Origin of the sequence: Pseudoalteromonas sp. H103, assembly GCF_001469205.1 — a bacterium.
In the GTDB taxonomy this organism is placed as follows: Bacteria; Pseudomonadota; Gammaproteobacteria; order Enterobacterales; family Alteromonadaceae; genus Pseudoalteromonas; species Pseudoalteromonas carrageenovora.
Genome location: NZ_LOFG01000016.1, coordinates 40325 through 56912 on the forward strand (window position 1 = coordinate 40325; position 16588 = coordinate 56912).

Genomic DNA, 16588 nt, shown 5'->3' on the forward strand with positions numbered 1-16588 from the left:
AGGATTTAAAATGAGCGAACAAGATAAAAACGTAAAACTTTCTGATAATGAACGTTTGAAAAGAGAAAGTAACTTTTTACGTGGCACCATAGAGCAAGATTTAAAAGACGAAATTACCGGTGGTTTTACAGCCGATAACTTTCAATTAATACGCTTTCACGGCATGTATCAACAAGATGACCGTGATATTCGTGGTGAACGTGCAAAGCAAAAGCTAGAACCGCTTCATAACGTAATGCTACGTGCGCGTATGCCTGGCGGTATTATTAAGCCGGAGCAGTGGTTAGCAATCGATAAATTTGCTGATGACAAAACAAGCTACGGCAGCATTCGTTTAACTACGCGTCAAACGTTTCAGTTTCATGGTGTATTAAAGCCAAATATTAAAGGCATGCACCAAATGCTCAACAGTGTAGGCATAGACTCTATTGCAACTGCGGGCGATGTTAACCGTAACGTACTGTGTACTACTAACCCTGTTGAGTCTGAGCTACATCAAGAAGCTTACGACTGGGCTGCAAAAATTTCTGAGCATTTATTACCAAAAACCAAAGCGTATGCTGAAATTTGGCTAAATGGCGAAAAAGCAGAAACTACAGAAGAGCCAATTTTAGGGTCTAACTATCTACCTCGTAAGTTTAAGACAACGGTAACTATTCCGCCTAATAACGAAGTTGATGTTCACGCTAACGATTTAAACTTTGTGGCAATTGCCGATAACGGCAAGCTTGTTGGTTTTAACGTCCTTGTTGGTGGTGGCCTTGCCATGACTCACGGTGATACCGCAACGTATCCGCGTAAAGCAGATGACTTTGGTTTTATTGCCTTAGAAGATACCTTAAAAATTGCTGAGCATGTTGTATCTGTACAACGCGATTGGGGTAACCGTTCAAACCGTAAAAATGCAAAAACTAAATACACACTAGACCGTGTGGGTACTGATGTATTTAAAGCAGAAGTAGAAGCGCGTTCAGGCGTTAAATTTGCACCAAGCCGTCCGTTTGAGTTTACTCATCGTGGCGATCGTATTGGTTGGGTTGAAGGCATTGATGGTAAGCACCATTTAACACTATTTATTCAAAGCGGCCGTATTTTAGATTACCCAGGTAAGCCACTTAAAACAGGGTGTCGTAAAATTGCAGAAGTTCACCAAGGTGACATGCGCATGACGGCAAACCAAAACTTAATTATTGCGGGTGTACCGGCAGATCAAAAAGCAGTGATAGAAGAGATTGCCCGTAATCACGGCCTAATTGATGATAAAGATACAGAGCAACGCAAAAACTCTATGGCATGTGTAGCATTACCAACATGTCCGCTTGCTATGGCTGAGGCTGAGCGTTACTTACCAAGCTTAATTGAAAAAACCGAAGCACTGCTAGCTAAACACGGCATTCCAGATGACAGCATTATTATGCGTGTTGTTGGTTGTCCTAATGGTTGTGGCCGCGCAATGCTCGCAGAAGCCGGTTTAGTAGGTAAAGGCCCGGGTAAATATAACGTTTACCTAGGCGGTAACCTTGAAGGTACACGCATTCCTAAATTGTACCTAGAAAACGTAGGCGAAGATGTTTACCTAGACGAGTTTGATAAGCTAATTGGGCAGTGGGCAAGTGAGCGCAACGACGGTGAATGTTTTGGTGACTTTGTTATTCGCAAAGGCATTGTTGCTGAAGTTAAAGTGTCAGTAACCGATTTTCACGCATAATTAAATACCAGCGTTTTAGCGCTGGTGAGGCTTGGAATTTTCCATGAGTGAATTTAAAAATATTTTACAGCAGGATAAACAAAGCCAAGCGGCTATGTTAGCTGATGCTAATGGTTTACTAGCGAATATGAGCGCTGAGGAGCGTGTTGCATGGGCGCTTGATAACTTGCCTGAGACGGCATTTTTATCATCTAGCTTTGGTATTCAAGCAGCGGTAATGCTGCATTTAATGACCTCACAACGCCCAGATATACCTGTAGTCTTAACCGATACGGGCTACTTGTTTCCTGAAACCTATCAGTTTATTGAGCAAATGAGTGAACGGCTGTCACTTAATCTAAAAGTGTACAAAGCGCAGCTAAGCCCCGCATGGCAAGAAGCTAAATTTGGTAAGCTGTGGGAACAAGGCGAAGAGGGTATTAAGCAATATAACCAGCTTAATAAAGTTGAGCCGATGACCCGCGCACTTAAAGACATTGAAGCAGGCACCTGGTTTAGTGGTTTGCGACGCGATCAATCATCTACTCGTGCTGATAAGCAGTTTGTAGAAATAAGCCGTGGTACGGTAAAAGTGTACCCAATTATTGAATGGTCAAACCGCGATGTATATCAATACCTTACTAAGCACGATTTACCTTACCACCCATTATGGGAGCAAGGTTATGTGTCGATGGGTGATGTACATACTACGCGTAAACTAGAGCCAGGAATGAGCGAAGAGGAAACCCGCTTTTTTGGTTTAAATCGTGAATGTGGCTTGCACATTGATGGTGACGGTATTTAATCGTTTATACTAAAAAATGTATATTTTAAACGCAGCTTAAGCTGCGTTTTTATTACAAAAAAATTGCCTGTTTAAGAATTTTTTATTAGACTCATTACAATAAAGGATTAACTAAAGCAGGAACGCTATGAAATACTTTACCTATTTAGCAATATCAATCATGGTTATTGCTGTTATCTCATTGTTTTATTTAAAAAAGCCCGACGGCCAAACATGGCTTTCTACATCCTCAATTAGCAACGAATCCCTGCAAATTAAAGAAAAAATGGTCGCACTTTCTACAAATACACTCGACCAAGCAGTACAGGGTGTAAAGCAAGCTGGCGATAAAATTGCGAGCAGCATTTCTGATGAGCCAATTCCTTCTACTACATCAAGTAATAAAATTTATAAGTGGCAAGATGAAAGCGGCCAGTGGCATTTTTCAGATACGCCAAATCCAGATGTAACAAGTATTGAGGTAAAGTTAGACCCTAAAGATATTACTGTTATTGCTGCTGAAGACACGTCTATTTTAAACGCTGCACCTAATACAAACAAAATGACAGCAAACCCAGAAACCCCATCAATATTTAATCCTGACTCGGTTAAAAAGTTATTTGATGATGCGGAAAACGTAAAAGAAAAACTAGAAAAGCGTAATAAAGAAATAAACAACTTAAGCGCGCTTTAGTTATTGCGTTCTAGAGAAGCCAGTGCAGCTCAATATTGATTAACAAATATAAAAGCCCAGCTTATTTACTAAGCTGGGCTTTTAAATGCATTAATTACGGCGCAAATTAATCAAGCATATTACGCAGTACATATTGTAAAATACCGCCGTGTTTGTAGTAATCCCACTCTTTAGGGGTATCAATACGTACATCGGCACTAAAGCTTACCTTTTTACCTTCAGCATTAGTGGCTATTACACTTACTTCGTCAGTTTTATCGTAAAGGCCTTCAATATCAAATTGCTCTTGGCCCGTTAATCCTAACGACTCATAGCTTTCGCCATCTTTAAATTGCAGAGGTAAAACCCCCATACCAATTAAGTTAGAGCGGTGTATACGCTCATAGCTTTGCGCTACTACTGCTTTTACACCAAGCAACAATGAGCCTTTAGCTGCCCAGTCACGCGATGAGCCTGTACCGTACTCTTTACCTGCCAAAATAATTAATGGCGTTTCATTTTTTTGATACTCCATAGCCGCATCGTAAATGCTAGCTAGGTCGTTTTCTGGTTGCGTGCGAGTAACACCACCCTCAGTACCCGGTGCGAGCAAGTTTTTAAGCCTTACATTGGCAAATGTACCGCGCATCATTACTTCGTGATTACCACGGCGTGAACCATATGAGTTAAACTGCGCTTTTTCTACGCCTTTTTCTTGCAAGTATAGGCCAGCAGGAGCATCTGCTTTTATCGCACCAGCAGGCGAAATATGATCAGTAGTTACTGAGTCGCCTAATTTAGCTAAACAGCGTGCGCCTTCAATTGTAGGAACGCCAGGCGGTTCTACCTTCATGCCATCAAAGAATGGGGCTTTTTTGATATAAGTTGATTCATCATTCCAATCGTAAAGTTTACCATTTGGAATTTGAATTTTTTGCCAGCGGCTATCGCCTTCGTATACATTGGCATAGCTTTTTTCAAACATTTCTTTAGTTACCGTTTTTTGTACTAACTCATTCACTTCACTTACACTTGGCCAAATATTCTTAAGGTAAATATCGTTACCGTTTTTATCTTGCGCAAGGGGTTCGTTATATACATCTATATCTGTTCGACCTGCAATTGCATAGGCAACAACCAGTGGCGGTGATGCTAAAAAGTTCATTTTAACATCTTGGTGAATTCGCCCTTCAAAGTTACGGTTACCCGATAAAATTGAGCTTACAACCAGCTTATGCTTTTGAATGGCATCTGATATCTCTGTTGCTAGTGGGCCTGAATTACCAATACATGTTGTACAGCCATAACCTACTAAGTTAAAGCCTAGTGCTTCTAGGTCATCCATCAAATCTGCTTTTTCCAGGTAGTCAGTTACAACTTGGGAGCCCGGCGCAAGTGATGTTTTAACCCATGGTTTTACATCAATGCCGAGTTGCTTAGCCTTTCTTGCTACTAAACCAGCGGCTAAAATTACACTTGGGTTTGAGGTGTTTGTACAGCTAGTTATGGCTGCAATAACACAGGCGCCATCGTTAAGTTCAAATTCTTGTCCTTTAAACTTAACTTTTGCAGCCCCCATAAACTGCGCTTCGTCTACTGGCTCATCTGGATTAGTGGTAGGGCCTTCGCTTTCAATGCGAGCTTGCTCTATATCACTTTTATCACGGCGCTCCATGCGCTCATCTTGAAAGCCTTTTAAGTGCTGGCCAATAACTTCGCCGGCTTTATCTAATGCGATTCTGTCTTGCGGACGTTTAGGCCCAGCAAGGCTTGGCACGACATCATCAAGTTTAAGTTCAAGGGTATCGGTATAATTTGCTTCGTCGCCATCGTTGCGCCATAAACCTTGGTGTTTGGCGTAATCTTCAATTACTTTAAGGTGTTTTTCATCGCGGTTTGTTAGGCGTAAATAATTAATGGTTTCATCATCAATAGGAAAAATACCACACGTAGCGCCGTACTCGGGTGCCATATTAGCAATCGTTGCTCTATCCGCCAGAGGTAGATCAACCAGGCCGTCACCATAAAACTCTACGAACTTACCTACAACACCGTGGTTACGTAGCATTTCGGTTACTGTTAATACCAAATCGGTTGCTGTTGTTCCCTCAGGAAGGCGACCATTTAGCTTCATGCCAACCACCTGTGGAATGAGTAAGCTAATTGGCTGGCCAAGCATTGCAGCTTCGGCTTCAATGCCGCCTACGCCCCAACCAAGAACACCTAAGCCATTAATCATAGTGGTGTGGGAGTCGGTGCCTACTAAGGTATCTGGGTAAGCAAACTTTTTACCATTACTGTCTTCGTTAAATACAACACGTGCTAGGTATTCTAAATTTACTTGATGAACAATCCCGGTTGCTGGTGGCACAACTTTTAAGTTATCGAACGCTGTTTGCCCCCAACGTAAAAACTCATAGCGTTCTTTATTACGTTCGTATTCTAGCTTTGCATTTAAATCAAATGCGCCATCATCGCCGTAACCATCTACTTGTACTGAATGGTCAATAACAAGTTCAGCAGGAGATAGCGGATTTATTTTTGCAGGATCGCCACCTAGCTTCTCCATAGCATCACGCATGGCCGCTAAATCGACAATTGCAGGAACACCTGTAAAATCTTGCATAACGACACGTGCTGGTGTGAAAGCGACCTCAGATGATGGTTTAGCTTTAGAATCCCAATTTAGGAGGGCTTGAATGTCTTGTTCTTTTATATTTACGCCATCTTCATTGCGTAGCAGGTTTTCGAGTAATACTTTGAGGGAAAAGGGCAGTCGCTTAGCTTTATCGCCTAATCCTTTAAGTGAGTGAATATGATATTGCTCGCCATTAATAGTTAGTTGATGTTCTGTTTCGAAACTATTCATTTTTTGCCCCTTTGGTAATTAGGTAAATATCCTTGAAAAGATGACCTCTTTTATTTTCTTATGTGCAAAGTATATACCAGCGTAAACTACGTGGTTAAAAGTGCGAAATTTGTACAGCAATAAGTATAGAGGTGATGGCGAAGAATGGTTTTTCAAGGGTGATAAAGGGCCAAAAAATATTAGCCCTTAAACGTAATTAGTTTAACCAGCTTTGTTGCTTACCTTTAATACTTATATAAAGCAGGCCTATGGCAATAATAATAACTAAAATAGGCATAAACACAGCACTTGCTCCTAACAGATCAATACTATTTATAACAACAAAGTTATAGTATTGCTGCAGTAAAATAGCCGCTAAAGACACTGTAAATGTCGGTATGGCGAGCGCCTTTTTCTTCAGTAAAAAAATACACCCTAGCAAGCCTCCAAATACGGCTATAGCAAAAGCAATGGTAGACCAAAGGGGAATGTCAGAGTAGGCAGCTTGTTGATCTATAGGCAGTTTGCTTATCAGTTCAGGGGTCATCATCATTTGCATCACAAATGCAATAACACCTAGAGAGTTCCAAATAAGTGCAGCCCAAGCAAGCGGTTTCAACCAAGTGGGTGTAGACATGTTATTACCTTGTTTTTATTGTTATTTACAAGGTAATTAAAGAGTAAAAAAGCCAGCATTACAAGCTGGCTTTTATATTTAAAAATTGCAATGACGCCTAAATTTTAGCCAAATGAAATTGGGCGTCGCCCTGTATTTTCATCTCTTTTAGGCTTTTTAGTGCGCTTACGCTTACTTTTAGCAGGTTGATTAGAAGTGCTTTCAGGCGTTGTTTTTGGCTCTGGTGTACTTTGCACTACTACTCGCTCTGCAGGGATTGCATCTTCACTTAATGATAATTGAAAAAACTCACCATCAAATTCTAATACGTCGCCACTGTATAATTTTTTCCGTTTTATTGTACAAATTTCATGGTTAACACCCACGTAGCCTTCAGCGATTAGGTTTTTTGCTTGGCCGCCACCTTCAACTAAATCAAGTACTTTTAATAATTTGCAAAGCTCTATTGGCTCTTCTTCTAATTCAATCTCTATGTATTCTTCGTTCATGTTAGCTCCAGTGGGGTAACGCATAGTCCCCTAGTATAAAGGCTTGTAGAGCATTTTGCACCAAAGCAAATATAAAACTAAGAAGGTGTTGGCTAATTATATTGAAACTTTTATGCCTTTTTCTCTGTCTTTAAGAAAACTGAAGCAATTGCAGGTTAAGCTTCACGGCAAATGATTTTCATTGATGGCTCGCTAATTGCTAAAACTCTGGCGGATTAACTGATGTGTAATGTATACATATAAAACGGAGTAGAAAATGGGCGTAAGATTAGCAATGAAAAAAGAGCTAATGGGTTTAGATAATTCTGATATGTTAACTGCTGACGACGTAAGATCGCATCTAGCGAGTTTGGTAAAAGAGCAAACACAACTTAGCGACAGTGGCTTTTCGGTTATTTCAAAATTTAATGATACGCACAGCCGTTTAATTAGTGGCGATCCGCTTAGAAAATCAAAGCTTGAATTTGAACGCCACCGCTTGTTTAACGAAGTTTTATACACTCGACAAAGTGTTGATGCATGGTTAGATAGCCAAACCAGTCATATCAATCAGTAATAATATTTAATTAAGCGAATTGTTATTAAATTGCTATTGATAGTGTTCTCTAATAGACTACAAGTGTAATCATTGGAGGGGAACTATGAAAAATGGAATTTTGATATGTGTGTTGGCATTATTATTAGCTGCGTGCCAACAACCTACCGTGTATGTATTTAGTGAAAACTTGCAAGATGAGCAACGCAATCAACTAGATGCTGCACTAAGCGCACAAAACCTCCCTTATGAATACGTACCGTTGGCAATTCCATCGGATTTTGGTGAAGCCACATTGCTTTTATCAAGCGATAAAATTTACCAAAAAGAGACTGAGCAGTTAGCTATTATTATGCAAGAGCCAGGGCGTGTTGACCTTTGTGGATTGAAGTTTGTTCAATCTAGGGGCGATTTAATTGCGGCGCGAGGTTTGTAACCTAGTGGGCTAAGTAAAAACCGAGCAACAAAGAGTCAATCGTCCCTAGAAAGAACCCTTTGGGCAGCGCATGTTTGGTCTTTATGCTGCGTTATCGCCTATTTATGGGGAACAACCACACTACATAGGCTCTGCCTTGCTTAAATACCAAACAGCCTGCTGCAAATTCAACCACGAAAGGTCAACACGCCCTAGATTATCAACCCGAAATTAACTACACCACACGAGCAAATCACTTTTATTGTGATGGGAATATTGGTTTTTATTTAAAGAGTACAGATGGGGAAGACGCGTTCGCTATGCCCTCTCGGTTACGAACAACCCATTGCAGTGACGATAAGTACAATGATTTAGCGGTCAAATTTGCAAATGAACATGTTGAATTTACATTACCAAGTGGTGCGGTTGTGAGGCTCAGTTGGGAGTATTTGTATGGGTATGTTGTTATTTATTATAAAACCTATTCGCAAACATATAGCCATTCACAGCCACTTGTAAATACCCCCTTTGGTGCCAAGCCTTCAGATACTTACACGTTTACTGCGCACGTTAGTAACCCCGGCTGGCTTGATTGCTCATTACAAACTGTTTATATGGACTGAGCTAACCGTGCGTTTCTATATGCTCGCTAAGCTTAGCAATGCGCAGGCTCATACCTTCAATAATTCGGTCTTTAATTTTTTCGCGTATTACATTAGGCAAGCGAGTAAGTGCCTCTGGGGTAATGGCAAGTACTATGGTGTCGGTTTTAGCACGAGCGCTGGTGCTACGCTCTCGGTTATTAATAAATGCACCTTCACCTATAAACTCACCAGGCTCAATAGTACCTAGCTCTAATAAGTGGTTGTGCTTAAATACTAATAATGCGCCGCTTAATACAATATATAAGCGCTTGTCATTATCGAACTGTTTAAATAAAAACTGATGTTGATTAACTAAATATAAAAGGCCAAACGATTCTAAAAGCACTTGGCGCTCACCAAGTGTGAAGTCTTTAAAAAAGTGCAGCCTATTTATAATTTCCATTTGTTTAAACAAAGGAATATGTTCAATTAACTTCATCAATAACCAAAATTAATAAGGAGTGTTAGTTAATATTGCGCTCTTTTAATTTGCGGGTCAACGTGTTGCGTCCCCAGCCTATTTTTATGGCTGCATCTTGTTTATGGCCAGAGCAATTAGCGAGGGCTGTTTTTATTAATCGAGTTTCAAGCTGGGCTTGAATATCAGGCCATATGTTTTCTTTGCCTTGTTTAAGCTCTTGATTAAGCCATTGTTGAAATGCATCAAGCCAATCACCTTCTTGTTGAGTAGGTGAAGCATCAAGTATTTCAGGTGGTAAGTCTTGCTCACTTACAAGCTCCCCCGGTGCCATAACAGTAAGCCATCGGCATGTGTTTTCTAGTTGGCGAACATTACCTGGCCAGCTAAATAAACGTAATTGATCAGTGGCTTTTGGGCTTAAGATTTTGCTGTCTACTTGCAGGTCTTTAGCGCTTTTATGTAAAAAGTGCTGTGCAAGGCGCTCAATGTCTTCAGTACGTTCACGAAGCGCAGGTAAGCGTAGGCGCACTACATTTAAGCGATGAAATAAATCATCCCTAAATTTACCTTGTTTTACTAAGTCTTCTAAATTTTGATGCGTTGCTGCAATAATACGTACATCTACTTTTATGCTTTGATGACCGCCAACACGATAAAACTCCCCATCGGCCAGTACGCGCAATAAACGAGTTTGTACATCAAGTGGCATATCGCCAATTTCATCTAAAAACAGTGTGCCGCCGTTTGCTTGTTCAAAGCGGCCTTTACGAACGCTATCGGCACCGGTAAACGCGCCTTTTTCGTGGCCAAATAATTCAGACTCAACGAGTTCTTTTGGAATTGCGGCCATGTTAAGAGCAATAAATTGGTTTTCTTTACGCGGACTGTGATTATGCAATGCGCTGGCTACCAGCTCTTTACCAGTACCTGATTCACCATTAATAAGCACACTCATACTAGAGGCCGAAAGCTTACCTATGGCTCTAAACACTTCTTGCATGGCAGGTGCTTCACCAATAATGTGCGCGCTTTTAGGTGGAGCTTGCTTACGTTTTGTTTTTTTAGTGGAGTTTGCTCTGCATGCACTTTCAACCAAAGCTACGGCTTCGTTTAAATCAAACGGTTTTGCTAGGTATTCAAATGCGCCTTTTTGAAACGCATTAACTGCTGAGTCTAAGTCTGAATGGGCGGTCATTATAATAACCGGCAACCCAGGGTTTTGCTCTGCAATAAGTTCAAGCAATGCCATGCCATCCATGCCTGGCATTCTAACGTCAGATACCAAAACAGTTGGTTGGCTAAACTTTAATGCGCTTAATACATCTTGCGCATTAGCAAAGCTTTCCGTGGTAAACCCTGAACGGGTAAGTGCTTTTTCGAGTACAAATCGAATTGATGCATCATCATCTACAAGCCAAACTGTTTTCATGAAAACTCCAAACATTAATCTGCAAAGGGCAGATAGATATTAAATTCAGTATGTCCAGGCCAGCTATCACATTCTATGTAGCCATCATGCTGATCTATGAGTGTTTGCGCTATTGAAAGCCCTAAACCCGAGCCACCTTCTTTGTTGGTGATCATAGGGTAGAAGAGCGTTTCACGTACACTAGGATCAATGCCTGGTCCGTTATCAGATATTTGGATCATCAAGGCTTTTTTAGGCGCTTTACCTGGGCGACGATGTTGATGATTAATGCGGGTTTTTATTTTTATTTCACCGCCATCTACAAGTGCCTGTTGAGCATTACGAACAATGTTTAATACAACTTGCTGTATTTTGCCTTGATCAATGAATACATCAGGAATGCTTGGGTCGTAGTCTTTTACCAAACTAATGTTAGAGCAATTGTCTAACGTACTGAGTCTTACTACCGACTCAAGTGATTGATGTATGTTGCCATAAGACTTCTGCGGGAGTTGGTTTGGCCCTAAGAGCCTATCTACTAATTCGCGCAATCTGTCTGCTTGCTCAATAATGAGCTCGGCACATTGATCTCTTTCTTGTTGATCAACCTCATACTGCAATAACTGCGCCGCTCCGCGAATTCCCCCTAAAGGATTTTTAATTTCATGCGCTAACCCTCTAATTAAGTTTCGGGCTGCTTGATATTGATGCATTTGATTAGATGCTTGGTCGTGTTTAATTTCGTCGTCTGTTTGGCGCCACTCAAATAAAATATACAGTGTATTATTAAACTTAATTTGCCTTGTACTTACGGCTACTTTTGCATGGCGAGAGTCGCTAAAAACCACGTCAGCTCTGTGCTGCTGGCAATCTACACCTTCAACTAATGAATATTGTTCTATACGCTTTAAATCAATTGAATGGTAATTAAAAAGGCTATCAAAAGGTTGCTCTAGTAAGCGCTTATTACCAAGTCCAAGTAGTTCGCTGGTGCTTGTGTTGGCGTAAACAACCTTAAATTTTTTATCAAGAAGCATGATAGCTGTTGTTTGGTTTTGCCAAATGGCATCGAGTAGCTCGGGGCTAAAATTTTTATTATCAATCATGATTGCACCACTTTAGTGCGTTGATATTTGCAAGCAAGTTATTTGAATCAAATACCTACTGCACCTATAAGTAAAGCCACTATTTAGTTACCTAAGTTTAGCCCTTTTCGGTGCATGAAAAAAATGCAAGGTTGGCTAACGGCAATAATTTGGTTTTTACTGTTAAACAGTTTTAATTGAAGTGTGTGCTCGCCTCTTTCTACATCTCTGATTGCAAAGGTTGAGCTATCACTAGCGGGACCATTAGCTTTACCATCTATAAAAAGCTGAATAGTAAAACCACTTTCAAAGCGTGGAGTTATTCGGCTAGTAACATAAACACTACCGGTATTTTCACGTATAGTTTGGTTATGCTCAGGCGAGGAAATGGCAATTTTAAACGCCGCTTGTTGAGGTTGGGTTGGCTCGTTAAAAACGTCAGTATTCGTTGCAGGCATATTAAGACTTTGGCTTGTGAGTTTTACCTCGGTAGCGCCTTTATGGGGTGTGTCTGAGAACACTAATACGCCATTTTTATCTTTCCAAGCGTATATTTTTTTTTCACCCGCATGACCATAATTGCTTAATCCTAAAGCAATTAATAGTAATAAAATCTTGTAATTCACTCTGCAGCCCTGCATTTTTATCGGTAACTTAACTCTAGTGGAGTTTGATTAATTTTACCATTAAAAAAGCCCGCAAAGCGGGCTTGAGAACACACATTTTTTAACAGCTAAATTAACAGCTGTAGTACATTTCAAACTCAACTGGGTGAGTTGTCATGTTAAGCTTTTCAACTTCTTGAGACTTAAGACCAATGTAAGCGTCAATTAAGTCATCAGTGAATACACCACCTTGAGTTAAGAATTCACGGTCTGCGCTAAGTGCAGATAGTGCTTCGTCAAGTGACGCTGCAACAGTTGGAATCTCTGCTGCTTCTTCAGCTGGAAGGTCGTATAAATCTTTATCCATTGCATCGCCAGGGTGGATCTTGTTTTTGATACCGTCAAGGCCAGCCATAAGCATTGCTGAGAAAGCAAGGTATGGGTTAGCTGTTGGATCTGGGAAGCGTACTTCAATACGACGTCCTTTTTCAGATGGAACCACTGGAATACGGATTGAAGCAGAACGGTTACGTGCAGAGTATGCAAGCATTACTGGTGCTTCAAAGCCTGGTACTAAACGTTTGTACGAGTTAGTAGATGCGTTTGCAAAAGCATTAATTGCTTTAGCATGCTTAATAATACCGCCAATGTAGTACAGTGCGTCTTCAGAAAGACCGCCGTACTTATCGCCAGCAAAAAGGTTAACACCGTCTTTAGCTAAAGACTGGTGACAGTGCATGCCAGAACCGTTATCACCAACAATTGGCTTAGGCATAAACGTGGCTGTTTTACCGTACAAGTGAGCCATGTTGTGGATAACATATTTCATTTCTTGAATTTCATCCGCTTTTAATACCATTGTATTAAAGCGAGTAGCGATTTCGTTTTGACCTGCTGTTGCTACTTCATGGTGATGCGCTTCTACTACTTGGCCAAGCTCTTCAAGAACTAAACACGTAGCTGAACGCCAATCTTGTGAAGAATCAACCGGTGAACAAGGGAAGTAACCACCTTTAACACCAGGACGGTGGCCAGTATTGCCGCCTTCGTAATCTTTATCTGAGTTCCATGCTGCTTCTACAGCGTCAACTTTGTACATTGAACCAGACATGTCTGATTTGTATTTAACGTCATCAAAAAGGAAAAACTCTGGCTCAGGGCCAAATAATACAGTATCTGCGATACCAGTAGAGCGCATGTAATCTTCAGCGCGTTTTGCAACAGAGCGAGGGTCACGCTCGTAACCTTGTAGTGTAGAAGGCTCTACAACATCACAACGAACAATTAGCGTTGTTTCTTCTGTAAATGGGTCTAATTTAACAGACTCAGGTACTGGCATTAGCACCATGTCTGATTCGTTAATGCCTTTCCAGCCTGCAATTGAAGAACCGTCGAACATTTTACCGTCTTCAAAAAAGTCTTCATCAACTTGGTGATGAGGAATAGATACATGTTGTTCTTTACCCTTAGTGTCAGTAAAGCGTAAATCAATGAACTTAACGTCATTTTCTTTAATAAAATCTAAAACCGATTGTGACATGTGTCCTCCAACTATTGGGTTTTATTATTGCTGCATAATTGCTTTGATATTTAGTAAGCTGATTTTGTGCCATGATTGTAACTGGCTGTTTATACTTTGAAATTTTATAGTTGCATCAAAATGGAATAAACAAACGCACCCATTTGGTGCGTAAAAAATCCCTTTTGGTGCAAAATTTACAGGGTGTAATTTGCTGCTAATTTAATCGCTTCAAATTAGCATAACCTAAATGCAAAAGAGTGCCAAAAATATCACCGAAATAGCAAAAAAGGCTGTTTTTCAAAAATTAATTGAAATTTAATTCATATAATTGTCATATATAAAACAGATACTTAGTAAAAGTATTGAGAAAGTTTTGAAAATTGTATTGGATAAACTTTCATCCATGTCATTAATGAGGGATAATATGCGCCCTTTTAAATCCTATGCTTGGACATCTCGTGAAAACGCAGATGAGTGCGTAGATCTTGCAGGATCAATGAGAATTAATTTCTCTGAGTAAATATATGAGCATCGAACAGTTAAGAAATATAGCGATTATCGCGCACGTTGACCACGGTAAAACAACTCTGGTTGACAAACTACTTGAGCAATCAGGTACATTAGAAACACGCGGCGGTAACGAAGAGCGCGTGATGGACTCAAACGACATTGAGAAAGAACGTGGTATTACCATTTTGGCTAAAAACACAGCCATTTCTTGGAACGACTACCATATCAATATCGTAGATACTCCGGGACACGCCGATTTCGGTGGTGAAGTTGAACGCGTACTTTCGATGGCTGACTCAGTATTATTACTTGTTGATGCTCAAGAAGGTCCAATGCCACAAACGCGTTTCGTAACGCAAAAGGCATTCGCGCAAGGCTTAAAGCCAATCGTAGTTATCAATAAAATTGATAAGCCAGGTGCACGTCCTGATTGGGTTATGGATCAAATCTTTGATTTATTCGACAACCTAGGTGCAACTGACGAACAGTTAGACTTTAAAGTAATCTACGCATCAGCTATCAACGGCTGGGCAACATTAGATTTAGACGAGCCATCAGAAAACATGGAACCTATGTTCAAGATGATCGTTGAAGAAGTATCACCACCGGATGCAGATCCTGAAGGTGACTTCCAAATGCAAATTTCTCAACTAGATTACAACTCTTATGTTGGTGTAGTTGGTATTGGTCGTATCAAACGTGGTTCTGTTGCTCCTAACCAACAAGTTACAATCATCGGTGCAGATGGTTCAAAACGTAACGGTAAAATTGGTGCAGTACAAAGCTACCTAGGTCTTGAGCGTATCGAAACTGATAAAGCTTACGCTGGTAACATCGTAACTGTAACAGGTATTGGCGAACTTAAGATTTCAGACACAGTTTGTTGTCCTAACAATGTTGAAGCACTACCTCCACTAAGCGTTGATGAGCCTACAGTAACGATGACGTTCTCTGTAAATAACTCTCCGTTCTGTGGTAAAGAAGGTAAGTTTGTAACATCACGTAATATCCGTGAGCGTTTAGACAAAGAATTAGTACACAACGTAGCACTTCGCGTTGCAGATACTGACAACCCAGATAGCTTCCGCGTATCGGGTCGTGGTGAATTACACCTTGGTATCCTAATCGAGAACATGCGTCGTGAAGGTTACGAGCTAGCTGTATCTCGTCCAGAAGTTATCTTACGTACTGTTGATGGCGTGTTAGAAGAACCGTATGAAACACTAACAATTGACTGTCAAGAAGAGCACCAGGGTTCTATCATGGAACAAATTGGTCTTCGTAAGGGTGAGCTTACTGACATGGCACCAGATGGTAAAGGCCGTATGCGTATGGACTTTATGATCCCAAGCCGTGGCTTAATCGGTTTCCAAACTGAGTTCATGACGCTAACTTCAGGTTCTGGCTTACTTTACCATACGTTCGATCACTACGGTCCGCACAAAGGTGGCGAGCTAGGTGTTCGTAAGAACGGCGTAATGATTGCAAACGCTACAGGTAAGGCACTTACTAACGCATTATTTAACTTACAAGAGCGCGGCCGTTTATTCATCGGTCACGGTGTTGAGGTTTATGAAGGTATGGTTATCGGTATTCATAGCCGTGATAACGACCTTACAGTTAACGCGCTTAAAGGTAAGCAACTTACTAACGTTCGTGCATCTGGTACAGATGAAGCACAAACACTTACACCAGCACTTAACTATTCACTTGAGCAAGCGCTTGAGTTTATTGCTGATGATGAGTTAGTAGAAGTTACACCTGAGAACATTCGTATTCGTAAACGTCATTTAACTGAAAATGAGCGTAAACGTGCGGGTCGTGCTCCTAAGTCATAATCTATTAATTTAGAATAATGATTTTAAAAGCCGCTGTATTGCAAAATACAGCGGCTTTTTTGTGGACTTTTTTAGTTAGCAAGAGAAGAGCTTTAAGCTGTCAGATTAACACAGCGCGGTTGGTTCGATATTGTTAAACAGCTTTAAGCGTTGAACCGAAAAAAGGTATTGAGCTATTGTGGAAGCTATATTCAATCTAAGTGCGTGAGCTATTGTGAATACCGAAAATGAAATTAAGGCAAACCCAGAGATAGAACATATTGCTGAACTGCAAAAATATAAAGATGCATTTGAAACGTTAGGCAAAAATGATTGGGGCTTGTAAGATCTCATATCAATTTTTTTACCATTTGCTTTGTTGTCAATCGCTAATAGCTTCTATGATATTGACACTGAGTTAATACAAATAATATGTGTTATATTTTTTACTTCAGCTGTGGTGCAGAGCATGATTAGGGAGCAAACAAAGAAAACAAATCGCAGAATTG

General features: G+C 40.5%; 14 protein-coding genes and 1 pseudogene. 7 read left to right on the forward strand and 8 right to left on the reverse strand.

The features are described from left to right. Positions 1-10 precede the first annotated feature (10 nt). The 3 genes from cysI (at position 11) to ATS74_RS12425 (ending at position 3165) form a co-directional block, all read left to right on the forward strand. The gene (gene cysI, locus ATS74_RS12415; protein ID WP_058549207.1) at positions 11-1708 is read left to right on the forward strand and encodes an assimilatory sulfite reductase (NADPH) hemoprotein subunit; all 1698 of its coding nucleotides are present in this window, start codon (positions 11-13) and stop codon (positions 1706-1708) included. Positions 1709-1751: 43 nt separating this feature from the next. Next, positions 1752-2492, forward strand: a complete 741-nt coding sequence (locus ATS74_RS12420; protein ID WP_058549208.1) for a phosphoadenylyl-sulfate reductase — start codon at positions 1752-1754, stop codon at positions 2490-2492. 127 nt (positions 2493-2619) lie between these two features. Then, complete coding sequence (locus tag ATS74_RS12425; RefSeq protein ID WP_058549209.1) at positions 2620-3165, forward strand: DUF4124 domain-containing protein; 546 nt, start codon at positions 2620-2622, stop codon at positions 3163-3165. Positions 3166-3271: 106 nt separating this feature from the next. Here the strand turns inward: ATS74_RS12425 and acnA are convergent, their stop codons facing one another. The 3 genes from acnA to ATS74_RS12440 all read right to left on the reverse strand — a co-directional run bounded on the left by acnA (position 3272) and on the right by ATS74_RS12440 (position 7117). Beyond that, entirely contained in the window at positions 3272-6013 is a 2742-nt protein-coding gene (acnA, locus tag ATS74_RS12430; RefSeq protein WP_058549210.1) for an aconitate hydratase AcnA, read from the reverse strand. Between the two features lie 196 nt (positions 6014-6209). Next, positions 6210-6629, reverse strand: a complete 420-nt coding sequence (locus ATS74_RS12435) for a hypothetical protein (RefSeq protein ID WP_058549211.1) — start codon at positions 6627-6629, stop codon at positions 6210-6212. 104 nt (positions 6630-6733) lie between these two features. Then, the gene (locus tag ATS74_RS12440; protein WP_058549212.1) at positions 6734-7117 is read right to left on the reverse strand and encodes an RNA-binding S4 domain-containing protein; all 384 of its coding nucleotides are present in this window, start codon (positions 7115-7117) and stop codon (positions 6734-6736) included. 256 nt (positions 7118-7373) lie between these two features. Between ATS74_RS12440 and ATS74_RS12445 the strand changes: the two genes are divergently transcribed. The 3 genes and pseudogenes from ATS74_RS12445 to ATS74_RS12455 form a co-directional block, all read left to right on the forward strand. Then, on the forward strand, positions 7374-7673 hold the full coding sequence (locus ATS74_RS12445) for a hypothetical protein (protein ID WP_058549213.1): 300 nt from the start codon (positions 7374-7376) through the stop codon (positions 7671-7673). 85 nt (positions 7674-7758) lie between these two features. Continuing rightward, positions 7759-8088 carry a hypothetical protein gene (locus ATS74_RS12450; protein WP_442960108.1) on the forward strand — a complete coding sequence of 110 codons (330 nt, stop codon included), beginning with the start codon at positions 7759-7761 and terminating at the stop codon, positions 8086-8088. 191 nt (positions 8089-8279) lie between these two features. Beyond that, positions 8280-8690: pseudogene (locus ATS74_RS12455) on the forward strand (hypothetical protein); the annotation flags it as partial. Between the two features lies 1 nt (position 8691). Here the strand turns inward: ATS74_RS12455 and ATS74_RS12460 are convergent. The 5 genes from ATS74_RS12460 to glnA all read right to left on the reverse strand — a co-directional run bounded on the left by ATS74_RS12460 (position 8692) and on the right by glnA (position 13770). After that, positions 8692-9150, reverse strand: coding sequence for a cyclic nucleotide-binding domain-containing protein (locus ATS74_RS12460; RefSeq protein ID WP_058549214.1), 459 nt, complete (start codon positions 9148-9150; stop codon positions 8692-8694). 25 nt (positions 9151-9175) lie between these two features. Continuing rightward, positions 9176-10561 carry a nitrogen regulation protein NR(I) gene (ntrC, locus tag ATS74_RS12465; RefSeq protein WP_058549215.1) on the reverse strand — a complete coding sequence of 462 codons (1386 nt, stop codon included), beginning with the start codon at positions 10559-10561 and terminating at the stop codon, positions 9176-9178. 14 nt (positions 10562-10575) lie between these two features. Then, positions 10576-11646: a nitrogen regulation protein NR(II) gene (glnL, locus tag ATS74_RS12470; protein WP_058549216.1), complete on the reverse strand. Its 1071-nt coding sequence runs from the start codon at positions 11644-11646 to the stop codon at positions 10576-10578. 83 nt (positions 11647-11729) lie between these two features. Then, a complete protein-coding gene (locus ATS74_RS12475) occupies positions 11730-12251 on the reverse strand; it encodes a DUF4124 domain-containing protein (protein ID WP_152996119.1) in 522 nt (173 codons plus the stop codon). 112 nt (positions 12252-12363) lie between these two features. Continuing rightward, positions 12364-13770 carry a glutamate--ammonia ligase gene (glnA, locus tag ATS74_RS12480; protein WP_058549218.1) on the reverse strand — a complete coding sequence of 469 codons (1407 nt, stop codon included), beginning with the start codon at positions 13768-13770 and terminating at the stop codon, positions 12364-12366. Positions 13771-14276: 506 nt separating this feature from the next. Between glnA and typA the strand changes: the two genes are divergently transcribed. Continuing rightward, the gene (gene typA / locus ATS74_RS12485) at positions 14277-16100 is read left to right on the forward strand and encodes a translational GTPase TypA (protein WP_058549219.1); all 1824 of its coding nucleotides are present in this window, start codon (positions 14277-14279) and stop codon (positions 16098-16100) included. The last annotated feature ends 488 nt before the right edge of the window (positions 16101-16588 follow it).

Excerpts from the sequence above, each read along its gene's own strand:
- ATS74_RS12425 (WP_058549209.1), top strand. The coding sequence starts at position 2,620 with ATGAAATACTTTACCTATTTAGCAATATCAATCATGGTTATTGCTGTT.
- ATS74_RS12445 (WP_058549213.1), top strand. The coding sequence starts at position 7,374 with ATGGGCGTAAGATTAGCAATGAAAAAAGAGCTAATGGGTTTAGATAAT.
- ATS74_RS12420 (WP_058549208.1), top strand. The coding sequence starts at position 1,752 with ATGAGTGAATTTAAAAATATTTTACAGCAGGATAAACAAAGCCAAGCG.
- cysI (WP_058549207.1), top strand. The coding sequence starts at position 11 with ATGAGCGAACAAGATAAAAACGTAAAACTTTCTGATAATGAACGTTTG.
- ATS74_RS12435 (WP_058549211.1), bottom strand. The coding sequence starts at position 6,629 with ATGTCTACACCCACTTGGTTGAAACCGCTTGCTTGGGCTGCACTTATT.
- ATS74_RS12450 (WP_442960108.1), top strand. The coding sequence starts at position 7,759 with ATGAAAAATGGAATTTTGATATGTGTGTTGGCATTATTATTAGCTGCG.
- acnA (WP_058549210.1), bottom strand. The coding sequence starts at position 6,013 with ATGAATAGTTTCGAAACAGAACATCAACTAACTATTAATGGCGAGCAA.
- ATS74_RS12460 (WP_058549214.1), bottom strand. The coding sequence starts at position 9,150 with ATGAAGTTAATTGAACATATTCCTTTGTTTAAACAAATGGAAATTATA.
- ntrC (WP_058549215.1), bottom strand. The coding sequence starts at position 10,561 with ATGAAAACAGTTTGGCTTGTAGATGATGATGCATCAATTCGATTTGTA.
- typA (WP_058549219.1), top strand. The coding sequence starts at position 14,277 with ATGAGCATCGAACAGTTAAGAAATATAGCGATTATCGCGCACGTTGAC.
- glnL (WP_058549216.1), bottom strand. The coding sequence starts at position 11,646 with ATGATTGATAATAAAAATTTTAGCCCCGAGCTACTCGATGCCATTTGG.
- ATS74_RS12440 (WP_058549212.1), bottom strand. The coding sequence starts at position 7,117 with ATGAACGAAGAATACATAGAGATTGAATTAGAAGAAGAGCCAATAGAG.
- glnA (WP_058549218.1), bottom strand. The coding sequence starts at position 13,770 with ATGTCACAATCGGTTTTAGATTTTATTAAAGAAAATGACGTTAAGTTC.